At 54.8% G+C, this 15,889-nt stretch carries 18 protein-coding genes and 1 tRNA gene; 5 read left to right on the top strand and 14 right to left on the bottom strand.

What is annotated here, in order from left to right:
- Positions 1–30 precede the first annotated feature (30 nt).
- The 4 genes from phbB to pgeF form a co-directional block, all read right to left on the bottom strand.
- Positions 31–768, bottom strand: coding sequence for an acetoacetyl-CoA reductase (gene phbB, locus C5F52_RS20460; protein ID WP_104800212.1), 738 nt, complete (start codon positions 766–768; stop codon positions 31–33).
- Between the two features lie 72 nt (positions 769–840).
- A complete protein-coding gene (locus C5F52_RS20455; protein ID WP_104800211.1) occupies positions 841–2,019 on the bottom strand; it encodes an acetyl-CoA C-acetyltransferase in 1,179 nt (392 codons plus the stop codon).
- A gap of 34 nt (positions 2,020–2,053) precedes the next feature.
- Positions 2,054–3,730 carry an alpha/beta hydrolase gene (locus tag C5F52_RS20450; protein ID WP_104800210.1) on the bottom strand — a complete coding sequence of 559 codons (1,677 nt, stop codon included), beginning with the start codon at positions 3,728–3,730 and terminating at the stop codon, positions 2,054–2,056.
- Positions 3,731–4,085: 355 nt separating this feature from the next.
- Positions 4,086–4,886, bottom strand: coding sequence for a peptidoglycan editing factor PgeF (pgeF, locus tag C5F52_RS20440; RefSeq protein WP_104800208.1), 801 nt, complete (start codon positions 4,884–4,886; stop codon positions 4,086–4,088).
- A gap of 87 nt (positions 4,887–4,973) precedes the next feature.
- Here pgeF and C5F52_RS20435 point away from each other — a divergent pair, with 87 nt between their 5' ends.
- Genes C5F52_RS20435 through C5F52_RS20425 form a run of 3 tightly spaced genes read left to right on the top strand, consistent with a single transcriptional unit; the run spans position 4,974 to position 6,550 of the window.
- Complete coding sequence (locus C5F52_RS20435; protein ID WP_104800207.1) at positions 4,974–5,279, top strand: antibiotic biosynthesis monooxygenase; 306 nt, start codon at positions 4,974–4,976, stop codon at positions 5,277–5,279.
- 22 nt (positions 5,280–5,301) lie between these two features.
- Positions 5,302–5,997 (top strand): fumarylacetoacetate hydrolase family protein, encoded by a 696-nt coding sequence (locus tag C5F52_RS20430; RefSeq protein ID WP_104800206.1) that lies wholly within the window; start codon positions 5,302–5,304, stop codon positions 5,995–5,997.
- Positions 5,998–6,001: 4 nt separating this feature from the next.
- Positions 6,002–6,550, top strand: a complete 549-nt coding sequence (locus C5F52_RS20425; RefSeq protein ID WP_104800205.1) for an NUDIX hydrolase — start codon at positions 6,002–6,004, stop codon at positions 6,548–6,550.
- 80 nt (positions 6,551–6,630) lie between these two features.
- Here the strand turns inward: C5F52_RS20425 and C5F52_RS20420 are convergent.
- The 9 genes from C5F52_RS20420 to thrS all read right to left on the bottom strand — a co-directional run bounded on the left by C5F52_RS20420 (position 6,631) and on the right by thrS (position 14,525).
- Positions 6,631–6,707, bottom strand: a tRNA-Pro gene (locus tag C5F52_RS20420).
- A gap of 26 nt (positions 6,708–6,733) precedes the next feature.
- On the bottom strand, positions 6,734–7,198 hold the full coding sequence (locus tag C5F52_RS20415) for a MerR family transcriptional regulator (protein ID WP_104800204.1): 465 nt from the start codon (positions 7,196–7,198) through the stop codon (positions 6,734–6,736).
- A 112-nt stretch (positions 7,199–7,310) separates the two neighbouring features.
- Entirely contained in the window at positions 7,311–7,646 is a 336-nt protein-coding gene (locus C5F52_RS20410; RefSeq protein WP_104800203.1) for an integration host factor subunit alpha, read from the bottom strand.
- A gap of 26 nt (positions 7,647–7,672) precedes the next feature.
- Entirely contained in the window at positions 7,673–10,099 is a 2,427-nt protein-coding gene (gene pheT, locus C5F52_RS20405; RefSeq protein ID WP_104800202.1) for a phenylalanine--tRNA ligase subunit beta, read from the bottom strand.
- A 24-nt stretch (positions 10,100–10,123) separates the two neighbouring features.
- Positions 10,124–11,176: a phenylalanine--tRNA ligase subunit alpha gene (gene pheS / locus C5F52_RS20400; RefSeq protein ID WP_100134216.1), complete on the bottom strand. Its 1,053-nt coding sequence runs from the start codon at positions 11,174–11,176 to the stop codon at positions 10,124–10,126.
- A gap of 88 nt (positions 11,177–11,264) precedes the next feature.
- A complete protein-coding gene (rplT, locus tag C5F52_RS20395) occupies positions 11,265–11,624 on the bottom strand; it encodes a 50S ribosomal protein L20 (protein ID WP_104800201.1) in 360 nt (119 codons plus the stop codon).
- A 26-nt stretch (positions 11,625–11,650) separates the two neighbouring features.
- The gene (gene rpmI, locus C5F52_RS20390) at positions 11,651–11,854 is read right to left on the bottom strand and encodes a 50S ribosomal protein L35 (protein ID WP_100134218.1); all 204 of its coding nucleotides are present in this window, start codon (positions 11,852–11,854) and stop codon (positions 11,651–11,653) included.
- 87 nt (positions 11,855–11,941) lie between these two features.
- On the bottom strand, positions 11,942–12,550 hold the full coding sequence (gene infC / locus C5F52_RS20385; RefSeq protein WP_104800200.1) for a translation initiation factor IF-3: 609 nt from the start codon (positions 12,548–12,550) through the stop codon (positions 11,942–11,944).
- Between the two features lie 67 nt (positions 12,551–12,617).
- On the bottom strand, positions 12,618–14,525 hold the full coding sequence (gene thrS / locus C5F52_RS20380; protein ID WP_104800199.1) for a threonine--tRNA ligase: 1,908 nt from the start codon (positions 14,523–14,525) through the stop codon (positions 12,618–12,620).
- An 86-nt stretch (positions 14,526–14,611) separates the two neighbouring features.
- On the opposite strand from thrS, the gene C5F52_RS20375 reads away from it, so the two are divergent.
- Positions 14,612–14,941 carry a DUF4156 domain-containing protein gene (locus C5F52_RS20375; RefSeq protein ID WP_104800198.1) on the top strand — a complete coding sequence of 110 codons (330 nt, stop codon included), beginning with the start codon at positions 14,612–14,614 and terminating at the stop codon, positions 14,939–14,941.
- Between the two features lie 222 nt (positions 14,942–15,163).
- On the opposite strand, the gene C5F52_RS29755 is transcribed toward C5F52_RS20375, so the two are convergent.
- Positions 15,164–15,364, bottom strand: a complete 201-nt coding sequence (locus tag C5F52_RS29755; RefSeq protein WP_146100133.1) for a hypothetical protein — start codon at positions 15,362–15,364, stop codon at positions 15,164–15,166.
- A gap of 275 nt (positions 15,365–15,639) precedes the next feature.
- Between C5F52_RS29755 and C5F52_RS29750 the strand changes: the two genes are divergently transcribed.
- The coding region (locus C5F52_RS29750) for a helix-turn-helix domain-containing protein (RefSeq protein ID WP_146100132.1) at positions 15,640–15,889 on the top strand (250 nt) is incomplete at its 3' end.

The following is a 15,889-nucleotide window of genomic DNA, read 5'->3' as shown; positions in this document are numbered from 1 at the left end:
GTTGAAACAAAACGCCAGAGGCGCCATGCATTAACCCATGTGCAAACCACCGTTCACGGCGAAGTCAGCGCCGGTGGTGTAGCCACCGTCTTCGCTGGCCATCCATGCAATGATGGACGCGATTTCGGCAGGCTTGCCCAAACGCTTGACGGGCACTGTGGCCACAATTTTTTCCAGCACATCAGGTCGAATGGCGTTGACCATGTCGGTACCGATGTAGCCAGGTGACACGGTGTTGACCGTCACACCTTTGGTGGCCAGCTCTTGCGCCAACGCCATGGAGAAGCCGTGCATACCGGCCTTGGCAGCCGAGTAGTTGGTTTGACCCGCTTGGCCTTTTTCGCCGTTCACCGATGAGATGTTGATGATGCGGCCCCAGCCACGTTCGACCATGTCTGGCACCACTTGCTTGGTCACGTTGAACATCGAATCGAGGTTGGTGTTCATCACCGCATCCCAATCTTCGCGTGTCATCTTCAAGAACATGCGGTCCTTGGTGATACCGGCGTTGTTCACCAACACGTCGATGGGGCCGTGCTCGGCTTTGGCTTTGGTGAAAGCTTCGACCGTGGAATCCCAATCACCCACGTTGCCGACGGATGCGTAGAAGGTAAAGCCCAAAGCTTTTTGCTCATCCAACCATTTGTTGAAATCACGGGTTGGACCGCAACCGGCGATCACGGTGAAGCCTTCTTTGTGCAGACGTTGGCAGATCGCGGTTCCGATGCCACCCATGCCACCTGTGACGTACGCTACTTTTTTGCTCATTTTTTGTCTCCTGATTTATGAGTTTTTAGTGAAAGAAATCTGAATTCGAGTGAAGTGCGAATCAACGCTGCATCAACGCTCGAGTGCCAACGACACACCCATACCGCCACCGATACACAGCGCGGCCAAGCCCTTCTTGGCATTGGTGCGTTGCATTTCGTGCAGCAAGGTCACCAAGATGCGACAACCGGATGCACCGATGGGGTGACCAATGGCAATCGCGCCACCGTTGACGTTGACCTTGGCTGGGTCGATGTCCAACTGTTGGTTCACGGCGCAAGCTTGTGCAGCAAAGGCTTCGTTGAGTTCGAACAGGTCCACATCTGATGCTTTCCAGCCTGCACGCTCCAAAGCTTTGCGTGAAGCAGACACAGGGCCCATGCCCATGATTTTTGGGTCTAAACCGCTGGTGCCGAATGCGGCGATGCGAGCCAAAGGAGTGAGGCCCAAAGCAGCTGCTTTCTTAGCCGTCATCACCACCACAGCGGCAGCGCCGTCGTTGATGCCTGATGCATTACCGGCCGTCACTGAACCCGCTTTGTCGAACGCAGGACGCAAACCGGCTAACACCTCGGCGGTGGTTTTCTTGTTGATGTATTCGTCGGCGTTGAACACCACGGGGTCGCCCTTGCGTTGGGGAATGTTCACCGACACGATTTCGTCTTTGAACTTGCCCGCGTCTTGAGCAGCCGATGCTTTTTGTTGGCTAGCCAAAGCCAAGGCATCTTGCATGTCGCGGGTGATGTGAAATTCTTTGGCCACGTTCTCAGCCGTGATGCCCATGTGGTATTGGTTGTACACGTCCCACAAACCGTCGACGATCATGGTGTCGATCATGTTCCAGTTGCCCATGCGTTGGCCATCGCGTGAACCCAACAACACATGACCAGAAGCGCTCATGTTTTCTTGACCGCCAGCCACCACGATGTCGCTGTCGCCATACGCCACAGCTTGTGCAGCCAACATAACGGCTTTGAGGCCAGAGCCGCACACCGCGTTGATGGTGAGCGCGGGCACAGAGTTAGGAATGCCCGACTTCAACAAGGCTTGACGCGCAGGGTTTTGGCCAGCGCCAGCAGCCAGCACTTGGCCCATGATGACTTCGCCCACCATCGCAGGATCAACCTTGGCACGCGCCAAGGCTTCACGAATGACGATAGAGCCCAGCTCAGTGGCTGCGATTTTGGCGAGTGAACCACCAAACTTGCCCACGGCTGTGCGTGCGGCTGAAACGATGACGATGTCTTCCATGTGTGTCTCCAAAAATATAAGAAGTTTTTAAAAATTAATGACTGGCGCGTTCTTTCACGTAACGACCAGGTGCAGCCTCGATCGCTTTGTGCTTACCCTTGCCGTAGGCTTTGGGTGCTGCGATTTGTTTGCCTGCATGTGTTTTGAGCCAAGCGGACCAATCGGTCCACCAGCTGCCAGCGTGCTCTTTAGATTTGGCAATCCATTGCTCAGCGTCTTTGGGGAAACTGGTTTCGCTGCCCGTCCAGTAGCAACGCTTGTTGGCCGCGGGTGGGTTGATCACGCCAGCAATGTGGCCCGAGGCCCCCATGACAAAACGCTTCTTGCCGGGGAACACATGTGTGCTGGCATACGCGCCACCGATAGGCACGATGTGGTCTTCACGCGAGCCGTAGATGTAGATGGGCATGTCCACCTTGCGCAAGTCAATCTTCTCGCCGCACACCATGGCTTTGCCAGGCTTGATGAGGTTATTCTCAAGGTAGGTGTTGCGCAAGTACCAGGCATACATGGGGCCTGGCAAGTTGGTGGAGTCGCTGTTCCAGTAGAGCAAGTCAAACGGTGGCGGTGTTTCGCCTTTGAGGTAGTTGCCCACCACGTAGTTCCACACCAAATCATTGGGGCGCAAGAAGCTGAAGGTCGACGCCATGTCTTTACCCTTCATCAGTCCGCCTTCAGCAAACTGGCCTTCGCGGTACTTCACAAACCCTTCGTCAATGAACACATCCAAGATGCCGGTGTCTGTGAAGTCAATCAGCGTAGTCAACAAAGTTGCGCTGGCCACTGGTTTTTCGCCACGCGCGGCCAGCACAGCCAGCGCATTAGAAAGAATGGTGCCGCCCACGCAGAAACCCAGAGCATTAATTTGCTTTGCGCCGCCAATTTCTTGTACCACCTTGATGGCTTGAATGGCCACATCCTCCACATAGTTGTCCCATGTGGTGTTGCGTAGGCTTTCATCAGGATTGCGCCAGCTCACCACAAACGTGCGATGACCTTGGGCCACGGCGTAGCGGATGAATGAGTTTTCAGGCTGCAAGTCCAAGATATAGAACTTGTTGATGCAAGGCGGGATGAACAAGAACGGACGCTCATACACCTTGGCGGTGAGTGGCTTGTATTCGAGTAACTGGAAAAACTCGTTTTCAAACACCACTTTGCCTTCGGTGGTGGCCACGTTTTTGCCCACTTCAAACAGGCTTTCGTCGGTCATCGACACATGGCCTTGCTGCATGTCGTGCAACAAGTTTTGAATGCCTTTGGAAATGCTCTCGCCTTTGGTCTCAATCGCTTTTTGCTGAGCTTCTGCGTTGAGTGCCAAGTAGTTGCTAGGCGCAGCAGCAGCAGCCCATTGCTCAACGGCGAATTGAATACGTGCTTTGGTTTTGGCGTCAGTTTCGGCGGCTTCGGTGAGCGCCATCATCGTGCGGGTGTTGAGCAAATACGCCGCCGCGGTGAATGCGGCCATGGGGTTGTGTGCCCATGCATCGCCTTTGAAACGGCGGTCTTTCACTTCTGGTTTGCCGTGCAAACTTTGGTTCCACAAGTCAGTGGCTTCTTCGATGTACTGCTTTTGCAGGGCTTCCAGTTTGTCTGGCGAGAAGCTCAACGAAGGCGTTTTTGCATCTCCACCACCGCCGATTGTTTGAAATGAGGCCAAAGCTTTGAGCCAGCTATCCCCTAGGCTCTTGAGGGCCGCATTCTGATCCATCGCACATCTCCTATACAGTCGCAGTTGTCTTTTTAACTGTCACCAGTATGTCAGTGATTTACCTTCGAATTTCTGACAGATATCAAACTCAAGAGAAAACCCCTAGATGTATTTGGTCCTGATCGCGTGGATTTACGTGGCTTTGATGATGGCAATCGCTGAAGCGACAAGCCCAGTGGGCTCTTTGCTTGGCGCCCTGTTTACTTTCTTGCTCTATGGCTTATTACCCATGGGCGTGGTCGGCTACATCATGGGCACGCCTTCAAGGCGCCGTGCCATCAAGGCAAAAGAAGCCGCAGAACGCGCACAAGCGCTTGCGGCAAACGGTATACAAAACGCTGGCGGTGATGGCGCTTCAGTTGCGCCAAATACACACGGCAAAGCGTCCGGTGACACCATCGCGCCGGTACGAAAAGAGCCTTGAGCGCTGCGCGACCGTGCACCACTCGGGCGTGCTGTCGTTGCCTGCGATCGACGTAACGCCTAAAGCCTGCAAGCGCAAACGCGCCAAGCCTGCAAGATCAGCCAACCATTTGCCTGCGTGAGATGGGTGCGGTTTGAAAAAACCTTGGGCTTGGGTTGGGTCTACAGCATCGCCCGAAGTAAACGCCACACGCACATCGTCCCCCACCTCAAACGCATCAGAGCCAATGCATGGTCCCAGCCACACACGCACTTGCGCTGCAGACACGCCTGCTTGTGCACACACCCCATTCACCGTTTGTTCAATCACACCCGAAGCTAAGCCACGCCATCCAGCATGTGCGGCAGCCACCACTTGGCCAGCATCATCGGTGAACAACAAAGGCAAACAATCGGCCACCATGATGGTGCAAGCCACTCGGGACTCTTGCGTGAGGCAAGCATCAGCTTCTGTGCCATCGGGCGTCACGGCGCTGAGCTGAGCCACCTCCACGCCGTGCACTTGACTGAGAAACACAGGCCGCGCCCCCCCCAGCTGCGCTTGTAGCAAAGCGCGGTTTTGCGCGACAGCCTGTGTGTCGTCTTGTACGTGGTCCCCCAAATTGAAACCATCAAACGGAGCTTGCGACACACCGCCCACACGCGTGGTGCAGAGCGCTTGCACACCCGCAGGCAATGCCCAATCCATGGGCCAAAACAAAGGCGGTGTGGTCGTATCAGATGTGTGGCTCATAAGGCGAAAGGATATCCCGAATGCGACGGCTGGCTGGGCGCTGTGACGGTAGACTTGGGCTCAGTTTTAACTTGCAAGACACACACCATGATTCTCGAACTCGTCGACATTCGCATTCAACCCGGTCAACAAGCCGCATTTGACGAAGCCATCCAACGCGGCGTGAACACCGTCATCGCCAAGGCCAAAGGCTTTCAGGGCTTCAAAATCAACCGTGGCATCGAGTCACCCGAGCGCTATCTGCTGCAAATTTTTTGGACCACGCTTGAAAACCACACCGTGGACTTCCGTGAGTCCCCTGCCTTTGGCGAGTGGCGCGCCATCGTAGGCCCCTTCTTTGCACAGCCTCCCATCGTGGAGCACTTCGAGCTCGTGAGCAAATCACAAGGCTAAGTCTTTTCAACTGGAGCACGCTATGAGCTATGCGTTTGAACCTACGCCCGTTGTGTCTGTGCCCGTGGTGGGCAAAGCTGAACGTTTTCCTGTGCACCGCATTTACTGCGTGGGCCGCAACTACGAAGAACACGCCAAAGAGATGGGCTTCACAGGCCGTGAGCCGCCCTTCTTCTTCATGAAGCCTGCAGACGCTGTGTTGGTGGTCAATGCGGGTGAAACGGGTGACATGCTCTACCCCAGTCTCACCAAAAATTTGCACCACGAAATTGAGTTGGTGGTGGCCATTGGCAAAGGCGGCAAGAACATCCAAGCCGCAGATGCAATGAGCCACATCTACGGCTACGCCGTGGGCTTGGACATGACACGCCGCGATTTGCAAAACGACATGAAAAAACAAGGCCGCCCTTGGTGCATTGGCAAAGGCTTTGACCACAGCGCGCCCATTGGCCCTATCACCCCCGCAGCACTTGCGGGCGATGTGGCACACGCTGAGATTTATGTGCAAGTCAACGGCCAAGACCGTCAACGCAGCAGTGTGAGCCAACTCATTTGGAACATCGCTGAAACCATCGAGCATGTGTCTGCCGCATGGGAGCTGCAACCCGGTGATTTGATTTACACCGGTACCCCCGAAGGCGTGGGTGCGGTGGTGGCGGGCGACACCATGGTGGGTGCGGTGAGCGGCTTGGGCGAACTCAAAGTTCGCCTGGTCTAACGCCATGCTGCACCGCCCACTCATCCAACATTGCAAAGCCTGCGGCAGCGCTGTGACCTACCGCCTGCCTGACGATGGCGACACGCGCGAGCGTGCGGTGTGCAACGCTTGCCACACCATCCACTACGAAAACCCACTCAATGTGGTGGGCACCGTGCCTGTGTGCGGTGACAAAGTGCTGCTGTGCAAGCGCAACATCGAACCGCGCTTGGGCAAGTGGACCTTGCCCGCTGGCTTTATGGAACTGAACGAAACCGTGGCGCAAGGCGCTGCGCGTGAAACAGTGGAAGAAGCCGGTGCGCAGTTTGAAATGCAAGAGCTGTTCACGATGATGAACGTCACACGCGTGGGCCAAGTGCATTTCTTTTACCGTGCCCAACTCACCAGCGATACGTTTGATCCCGGCCACGAAACGCAAGAAGCGCGTTTGTTTGCTGAGCATGAAATACCGTGGGACGAGATTGCGTTTCGCACCGTCAAAGAAACTTTGCAGCACTACTTTGCCGATGCGAAGACGGGCAAGTTTGAGCTGCACCACGTCGACATTGTGTAAGTGCATTCAGCGACGCCAGAAAAGACAAGCCATAAAAGACAAAAGGGCTAGCAATTTGCATTGCTAGCCCTTGGTCATTTTGGTCGGTGTGAAAGGATTCGAACCTTCGACCCCTTGCACCCCATGCAAGTGCGCTACCAGGCTGCGCCACACACCGAATCACGCTGAAATTATAACGCCTACTCAGTGCAGCTCAGAGAGCAAGTCGCGAATTTGTGTGAGTTCTTTGCGCAAGGTTTGCAGCGCTTCGTCGCTGCTGTTCAACGCCAGCGGAGGCAAGGCATGTGCGTCATCCGCATCGACATCCAAGTCATCCTCAAATCCATCGTCATCGGGCAAGTCCACATCAATTAACTCACCGCCCACGCGACGACGCTCACGCTCAGATTGCACCAACTCTTGCAACTTGTTGCGTGCACCGGTGATGGTGAAGCCTTGGTCATACAAGAGGTCGCGAATACGGCGAATCATCAGCACTTCGTGGCGCTGGTAATAGCGGCGATTGCCGCGACGCTTCATGGGACGCAGCTGCGTGAATTCCTGCTCCCAATAGCGCAGCACGTGCGGCTTGACGCCGCACAATTCGCTCACTTCACCAATGGTGAAATAGCGCTTGGCTGGAATGGGGGGAAGGAGGGATTTCTCCATGAAAATCAGTAGCTTGTAAACGGGACCGCAGAGGTTACACGAAGAACAGCCCTGAATCTTATCGCCTGACAGTTTTATCAAAAAAAAGAGGCCTGCTCGGCCTCTTTTTCAATCAGTTGTCAACTTTGGGATTACTGTCGCCCTGTATTTGCTCTTTCAATTTGTGACTCGCATGGAAAGTCACCGCACGTCGCGCCTCAATCGGAATTGACTCCCCTGTGCGCGGGTTACGACCAGGCCGTGGTGCCTTGGTGCGAATCTGAAAATTGCCGAAGCTTGAAATTTTCACATCGGTGCCATCGACCAAACTTTGTGCGATGAGATCAAAGAAGGCATCAATCATGTCTTTGGACTCACGCTTGTTCAAACCGATTTGCTCAAACAACAAATCAGCCAACTGCGCTTTGGTCAAGGCTGGCGTTTCTAAGCTCTCAAAAGAAAGTTCCATACGGTTCTCTTGTTAACGTGTGAACATCAAGCGCGCAAACGCGCAGAGACTTGAGCGGCCAACTCGGCCAGCACGGCTTGCACCACACCTTCGATTTGGGCTTCGTTCAACGTAGCTTCATCGCTGTTGAGCGTGAGGCGCACGGCCAAGCTCTTCTCGTCCATTGCCATGGCGGCACTTTCAGCCTTGGGGCGATACACGTCAAACAACACGGCATTGCGCAGCAAGCCTTGTGTTTTGGCGGCATGCACACCAGCCATCAATTGCGCGTGCGTGACGCTGTCTTTGACGATCACTGCAATGTCACGCTCAACGTTAGGGAACTTGGCCACACCAGTGGACTTGGGCACATCGCGGTGCAACACGGCATCGAGCGAGAGCTCAAACATCACAGGGGCTTGGGCCAAGTCCCAGCTTTGACGCCAGCGTGGGTGCAACTCACCCACATGACCCACGGCTTGGCCATTGACCAACACCTTGGCACAACGGCCGGGGTGCATGGCTGGGTGCTCAGCCGCTTCAAACTGCGGGACAGCGGGGGCCAACAGAGCTTCCACATCAGCTTTCACGTCGAAGAAGTCTGCGGCTTGTTCTTTGGTGCCCCATTGCAAAGGTGCAGCGCTGCCAAAAGCAATACCTGCCACTTGCATGGGCTGGTCAAAGCCTTGCACGGTGGTGTCTGTGTTTTGCACGGAAGCGTCTTTGTGAAACACGCGACCCAGCTCAAACACGCGCACGCGTGAGGCCTTGCGATCGACGTTGAACTTCACCACGTTGAGCAAGGAGCCCAACAAGGTGGACCGCATCACGCTCATTTGGCTGGCAATGGGGTTGAGCAATTTGATGGGGTTGGCATTGCCTGCCAACTCGTGTTCCCAACGCTCATCCACAAAGCTGTAGTTGATGGTTTCTTGGTAGCCCAAAGCTGCCAAGTGGTGGCGCAAAGCGTGTGGGCTACGTTGCGCTTCTTGACACGCGCTGGCCGTGATGGGTGCCAACGGTGGCGTGGTGGGCAGGTTGTTGTAACCCACCATGCGCGCTACTTCTTCAATCAAATCTTCTTCGATTTGCAAATCGAAACGGAAGGATGGGGGCTGCACGGTGACAACACCCTCCCCCTCGGTGACAGGTAAGCCTAAGCCACGCAAAGCATCAGTCACGCGTTGTTGCGTGAGTGGCATACCGATGACTTTCTCAGCACGTGCCACGCGCAACGTGACAGGCTTGGCCACAGGCATGTTCACGCGTTGGTCGTCAATCGGGCCTACGGTGGTGTTGGGTGTGCCGCAAATGTCAATCACTAACTGGGTGATGCGCTCAATGTGCTCTACCGTCAACTCAGGATCGACACCGCGCTCAAAGCGGTGGCCAGCATCGGTGCTGAAGTTGAAGCGGCGTGAGCGGCCTCCGATGGCCGAGGGCCACCAGAAGGCGGCTTCGATGTAAATGTTTTGCGTGTCGTCGCTCACGGCAGTGGCGTCGCCGCCCATGATGCCTGCGAGTGATTCGACTTGATGTGCATCAGCGATGACGCCCACTTTGTCGTCCACGGTCACGGTGTTGCCGTTCAAGAGCTTAAGCTGTTCACCGGCTTTGCCCCAACGCACCTCCAAGCCGCCTTGAATTTTGTCGAGATCAAAGATGTGTGAAGGACGACCCAGCTCGAACATCACGTAGTTGGAGATGTCGACCAAGGGGCTCACGCTGCGCTGACCGCAGCGGGCCAAGTGGTTCACCATCCATGCAGGGGTTTGTGCCTTGGTATTCACGCCACGCACCACGCGGCCAGAGAAACGGCCACACAAATCGGGGGCGCTGATGTTCACAGCGACTTTGTCAGCGTTAGTCGCAGCTACGGCTGGAAAAGTAGGCGCCTTCAACGGTGCGCCTGTGAGGGCTGACACTTCGCGGGCAATGCCGTAGACGCTCAAGCAATGCGCCAAGTTTGGCGTGAGCTTCAAGGTCATCAAGGTGTCGTCGAGGTTCAAGTACTCGCGGATGTTTTGACCCAAAGGTGCATCGGCTGGCAACTCAAGCAAACCGCCGTTGTCGTCTGCAATTTTGAGTTCTTTAGCCGAGCACAACATGCCTTGGCTTTCCACGCCACGCAGCTTGCCCACTTTGATTTTGAAGGGCTTGCCGTCTTCGCCCGGTGGCAACTCTGCGCCAACGGTGGCGCATGGAATTTTGATGCCCACGCGTGCATTGGGTGCGCCGCACACGATGTTGAGCAATGCGCCCTGCCCCACGTCCACTTGGCAAATGCGCAAGCGGTCAGCGTCTGGGTGCTGCACGGCTTCTTTGATTTCACCGACGACGATGCCTGTGAAAGGCGGTGCAACGGGTTGGAGTTCTTCCACTTCCAAACCGGCCATGGTCAATGTATCGGCCAGCTCTTGGGTGGTGAGTGAGGGGTTGCAGAATTCGCGCAACCAGGATTCGGGGAATTGCATGATGAATCTCGTGTGTGCGTGAAATTATTGGAACTGGCTCAAGAAGCGAATGTCGCCATCGAAGAACAAGCGCAAGTCGTTCACGCCGTAACGCAGCATGGTGAAACGGTCCATGCCCATGCCAAAGGCAAAACCGATGAAACGTTCAGGGTCGAGGCCCATGTTGCGCACCACGTTCGGGTGCACTTGGCCTGAGCCCCCCACTTCGAGCCAACGGCCCGCCAAAGCGCCGCTTTGGAACTGGATGTCAATCTCAGCGCTGGGCTCTGTGAATGGGAAGAAGCTGGGGCGAAAGCGCAGCACCAAATCGTCGCTCTCAAAGTAAGTGCGGCAGAAATCGGTGATGACCACTTTGAGGTCTTTGAAGCTTACGTTCTCGCCAATCCACAAGCCTTCGCATTGGTGGAACATGGGCGAGTGTGTGGCATCGCTGTCCACACGGTAGGTGCGGCCGGGTGCGATGACGCGAATTTCGGGCATGCCTTGACCGGCATCCAAACGTGCTTGGTAGCGCTTGACGTGTTGCACGGCGTGGCGCACTTGCATGGGGCTGGTGTGTGTGCGCAACAAGTTGGGCGCTTCGGCGCTGCCACCTTCCACATAGAAGGTGTCGTGCATGGAGCGTGCAGGATGGTCTTCCGGCGTGTTGAGCGCGGTGAAGTTGAACCAATCGGTTTCGATCTCTGGGCCTTGGGCCACTTCGAAACCCATCGATCCAAAAATGGCTTCGACGCGTTCAAGTGTGATGGTCACAGGGTGCAAGCCACCAGCCATGCGAGCGCGACCGGGCAAGGTCACATCCAAGGCTTCGGCTTTGAGTTGGGTCTCGAGTTCGGCATCGGCCAAGGCTTGGCGGCGTGCCGTGAGCGCGGCTTCAATCGCTTGCTTGGCCACGTTGATGGCGGCACCGGTCGATTTCTTTTCTTCGACGCTCAATGCGGCCATGCCTTTCATCATCTCGGTGATGCGGCCTGACTTGCCCAAGAACTGGGCCTTGGCGTTTTCAAGATCAGCCGGTGTGGTGCTTTGTGCAAACAGGGCCTGGGCACTGGCGACCAGAGAGTCCAACTCGTTCATAAGAATTTGGGGAGAGGAGAAAACAAAAAAAGGGATTGAAGCTGTGTAGCCCCAACCCCTTTACTCGTGGGTGGTTAACCCTTGACTATCAAGCGGCCAATTTGGCTTTGACTTGATTCACGATACTGGCGAAAGCAGCCATGTCGTGAACGGCCAAGTCGGCCAACATCTTGCGGTCGATTTCGATCGCTGCCTTTTTCAGGCCGTTGGCGAATTGGCTGTATGTCAGACCGCACTGACGTGCAGCAGCATTGATACGAGCGATCCACAGCTGACGGAACACGCGCTTTTTAGTGCGGCGGTCGCGGTAAGCATATTGACCAGCCTTCATCACCGCTTGTTTAGCGATGCGGAAGACGTTACCGCGGCGACCGCGGAAACCTTTGGCTAAAGCCAGAACTTTTTTGTGACGGGCACGGGCCGTAACACCACGTTTAACGCGAGGCATATTTTTTCTCCTTGTTCGTCAGTTAATTACAGGCCGCACTTGGGCAGCATTTGCGCCATGTGACCCATGTTGGTCTCATGCACAGCCACTGAACCGCGGAGGTGACGCTTGTTCTTGGTTGTCTTCTTGGTCAAGATGTGACGCTTGAAGGCTTGACCGCGTTTAACGGTACCGCCTGGACGAACGCGGAAGCGCTTTTTAGCGCTGCTTTTGGTCTTCATTTTGGGCATTTAGATGCTCCTTTAATTTGTGCTCGCGAGGCGCCTACACAGGGTGTGTAGTCTTGTAAGCCCCGAGACACTAATCTGCGTCGCCTTTTATGCAGACGCTGCCGGAGCAGCTTCTGCAGCGGGTTTGGCGACGCCACCCGATTTCTTCTTACCAGGCGCGATCATCATGATCATCTGACGCCCTTCGAGCTTGGGGAACTGTTCAACAACGATCAGGTCCGCCAACTCATCACGGATGCGCTGCAACAGCGCCATACCGATTTCTTGATGCGTGATCTCGCGGCCACGAAAGCGCAGCGTGATCTTGCATTTGTCGCCGTCATCTAAGAAGCGCTTGATGTTGCGCATCTTGATGTTGTAGTCACCATCATCGGTACCGGGACGGAACTTGATTTCCTTGACCTCGATGACCTTTTGCTTAGACTTCGCTTCGGCAGCCTTCTTTTGCTCTTGGTACTTGAACTTACCGTAGTCCATCAAACGGCACACTGGCGGCACAGCCGTAGCGGCAATTTCAACCAAGTCAACGTCAATCTCACCGGCCATACGCAAGGCATCAGCCAAGCTCACGATACCGAGGGGTTCGTTGTCAGGACCTGAAAGGCGGACTTCCGGGGCCATGATTTCCCGGTTAAGGCGGTGTTTGCGTTCCTCGCGCTGGCGGCGGTCGCGAAATTCTGTAGCGATGGTGACTATCCTTAAAAATCAAAAACAAACCGACACACGTGTGCGACGCACAACTCTTGGCAATTCCTAAATGAAATTAGCTTTTGAGAGAGATGTCAGAGGCAATCTTTTGGGAGAAGGCTTCGAGGGACATCACACCGAGGTCTTGGTTGCCTCGGGCGCGCACTGCGACGGCGCCAGCTTCCTTCTCTTTGTCGCCTACGACCAAGATGTAGGGAAGCTTTTGCATTGAATGCTCGCGTATTTTATACGTGATTTTCTCGTTGCGGAGGTCTAAATCGACCCTAAGCCCTTGATTTCGCAGTGTTTTCGCAACTTCTTTGCAATATTCGGCCTGTGAATCGGTGATATTGAGCACCGCAACTTGGGTTGGCGCCAGCCAAGTAGGCAAGGCCCCAGCATGCTGTTCAATCAAAATTCCGATGAAACGCTCCATGCTGCCCACGATGGCGCGGTGCAAGATGACGGGGCGTTGGCGTGAGCCGTCTTCTGCGGTGTATTCAGCATCCAAGCGCTCAGAGAGGTTGAAGTCCACCTGAATCGTGCCGCACTGCCATTCACGGCCAATCGCGTCTTTCAGGGTGTATTCAATCTTGGGGCCATAGAAAGCGCCGTCACCTTCAGAGATGACGTACTCACAACCTGATGCCGTCAAGCTGTCCATCAAAGCCTTTTCGGCCTTGTCCCACAACTCATCGGAGCCAATGCGGGCTGCAGGACGGGTCGAGACTTTGTACAAAATGTTGGTGAAGCCAAAATCTTCGTAGACCTTCTTGAGCACTTTGGTGAAGGTGTCGCACTCGGGCAAGATTTGGTCTTCGGTACAGAAGATGTGGCCATCATCCTGCGTGAAACCACGCACACGCATGATGCCGTGCAAGCCGCCCGATGGCTCGTTGCGGTGACATTGGCCAAACTCGCCGTAGCGCAGTGGCAGGTCGCGGTAGCTCTTGATGCCTTGCTTAAAGATCAAGATGTGGCCAGGACAGTTCATCGGCTTCAGAGCGTAGTCACGCTTTTCAGACTCGGTGGTGAACATGTTGTCGCGGTACTTGTCCCAGTGACCAGTTTTTTCCCACAGCGACTTGTCAATGATTTGCGGGCCTTTGACTTCAAGGTAACCGTTGTCACGGTAAACCTGGCGCATGTACTGCTCGATGGTCTGCCACACGCTCCAACCCTTGGGGTGCCAGAACACCAAGCCAGGTGCGTGTTCGTCGATGTGGAACAAATCAAGTTCGCGGCCCAGCTTGCGGTGGTCGCGCTTTTCAGCCTCTTCGAGGCGCTTGAGGTACAGCTGCAAATCGTCTTTGCTGGCCCAAGCTGTGCCGTAAATGCGTTGCAGCATTTCGTTTTTGCTGTCGCCACGCCAGTAGGCACCAGCCACTTTCATCAGCTTGAAATGCTTGAGCTTGCCAGTGCTGGGCACGTGTGGGCCACGGCACAAGTCTTCAAAATTGCCTTCGCGATACAGGCTCACGTCTTCGTTGCTAGGAATGCTGGCAATGATTTCGGCTTTGTAGCGTTCGCCCAAGCCCTTGAAATAAGCCACGGCTTCGTCGCGCGGCAACACACGGCGCACCACGGCCTCGTCTTTGTTCGCCAACTCGGTCATGCGCTTTTCAATGGCGGCCAAGTCTTCAGGCGTGAAGCCACGGGTGAATGAAAAATCGTAAAAGAAACCGTCGTCAATGACGGGACCAATGGTCACTTGCGCCTCTGGGAACAGTTCTTTCACCGCATAGGCCAACAAATGGGCGGTGGAGTGACGAATCACCTCCAAGCCTTCAGCGTCTTTGGCTGTGACGATGGCCAAGCTCGCGTTGCTGTTCATCGTGTAGCTGGTGTCCACCACCTTGCCATCAACTTTGCCTGCCAAAGCAGCCTTGGCCAAGCCAGCGCCAATCGACGCAGCCACTTCGGCCACCGTCACGGGGCCTGGAAATTCACGTTGCGAACCGTCGGGAAGAGTAATTTGAACCATGTGTATGTAATTTAAAGCGCGATAGACCACTGATTTTACGCCCCTCACGATGCGCCCCTGATGCATGGGTATCATCCAAAACGATCATGAACAAATACACCGCCTTCACCTGCCTTAGCGCCGCACTCTTGTGCGGCTGTGCCAATAGTTTTCTCAAACCAGCCGCAGGCTCTGAACGCGTGCTGCTGATGAAGACCAATCAAGTGAAGCACTGTCAGTCACTTGGCAAAGTCAATGTAAATGTAAATGTAGTCACCAAAGTGGGCATCTACAACCGCGACGCCGATGCCGTAGAGGCCAACTTGCTGCAACTCGGGCAAAACAATGCGGTGGAATTAGGCGGCGACACATTGGTAAAAGACGCCGCGCCTGAATTTGGCAAGCAAATATTTGCGGTCTACAAATGCAAGCGCTGATCGCCTAAATAAAAAAACACCCAACGCTCGCGCACTGAGTGGTCTTAAGCCTGTTTAAACCAAGAGACAACCCTCTCAGGCCATCTCTCAGTTGAAGCGCTTAGTGGAACTGCTCTTCTTCAGTAGAACCTGTGAGGGCTTTCACAGAAGATGAACCACCTTGGATCACGGTGGTCACGTCGTCGAAGTAGGCTGCGCCCACTGGCAGGAACCTAACTCAGATTAGCGAACTAGCTCTGCTGGACTAAGGACTAAAGCGGTCCGTGCTGACACACCATCGACACGACCAAGAATTTCCACTTCATTGCCAGTCTGTAACTTCAACAAGATCTGAATATCTTGATCATCTCTTGGTGCCACGAAAGCCACCACTGCAAATTTTCCGAATGATCCTGCCGCTGAGCTTTCCATCAATTCAGACATGACACGATATCGTCCATCTTCTTTGGCAATGTCGTAAACCTTGAACCGCCAAGACACACTTGGACGTTACTGGTTCCTGTCAAGTAACAGACCTCCTCATTCGGTCATCAAGGCCCTGAACAAGAAGAACAAAAAGAACAGTGCCCAAAGTGGGTTTTGCATCACAAGCATGTTGAATTGCATCCAATAGTGAGCCACTAAACCTAGGTATTTGCATCCAAATTTGACCCACGTAGTCAAACTGTCCTGCTCAGCATTGAGCAGGAGGCACAGGAGTGATCAACGTGGCGTTATTAAGTGTGATCAGGCGGTGGCACCTGAGAGATGGAATGAGCATTCGGGAAATATCCCGACGAACGGGTTTATCGCGCAACACCGTGCGCAAGTACCTAACCAGCGGCGTGGTCGAGCCCAAATATCCGGCACGCTCCGTTGCCAATAAGCTCGATGCCTTTGCCCCAAAGCTAGAGGGCTGGCTCAAGAGCGAGGTTAAGAAAGGCCGTAAACAGCGGCGTAACACCCGCC

The organism is Limnohabitans sp. TS-CS-82, assembly GCF_002943475.1.
The sequence above is the reverse complement of the archived record's forward strand: the minus strand, read 5'-3'. Positions and strand labels throughout refer to the sequence as shown.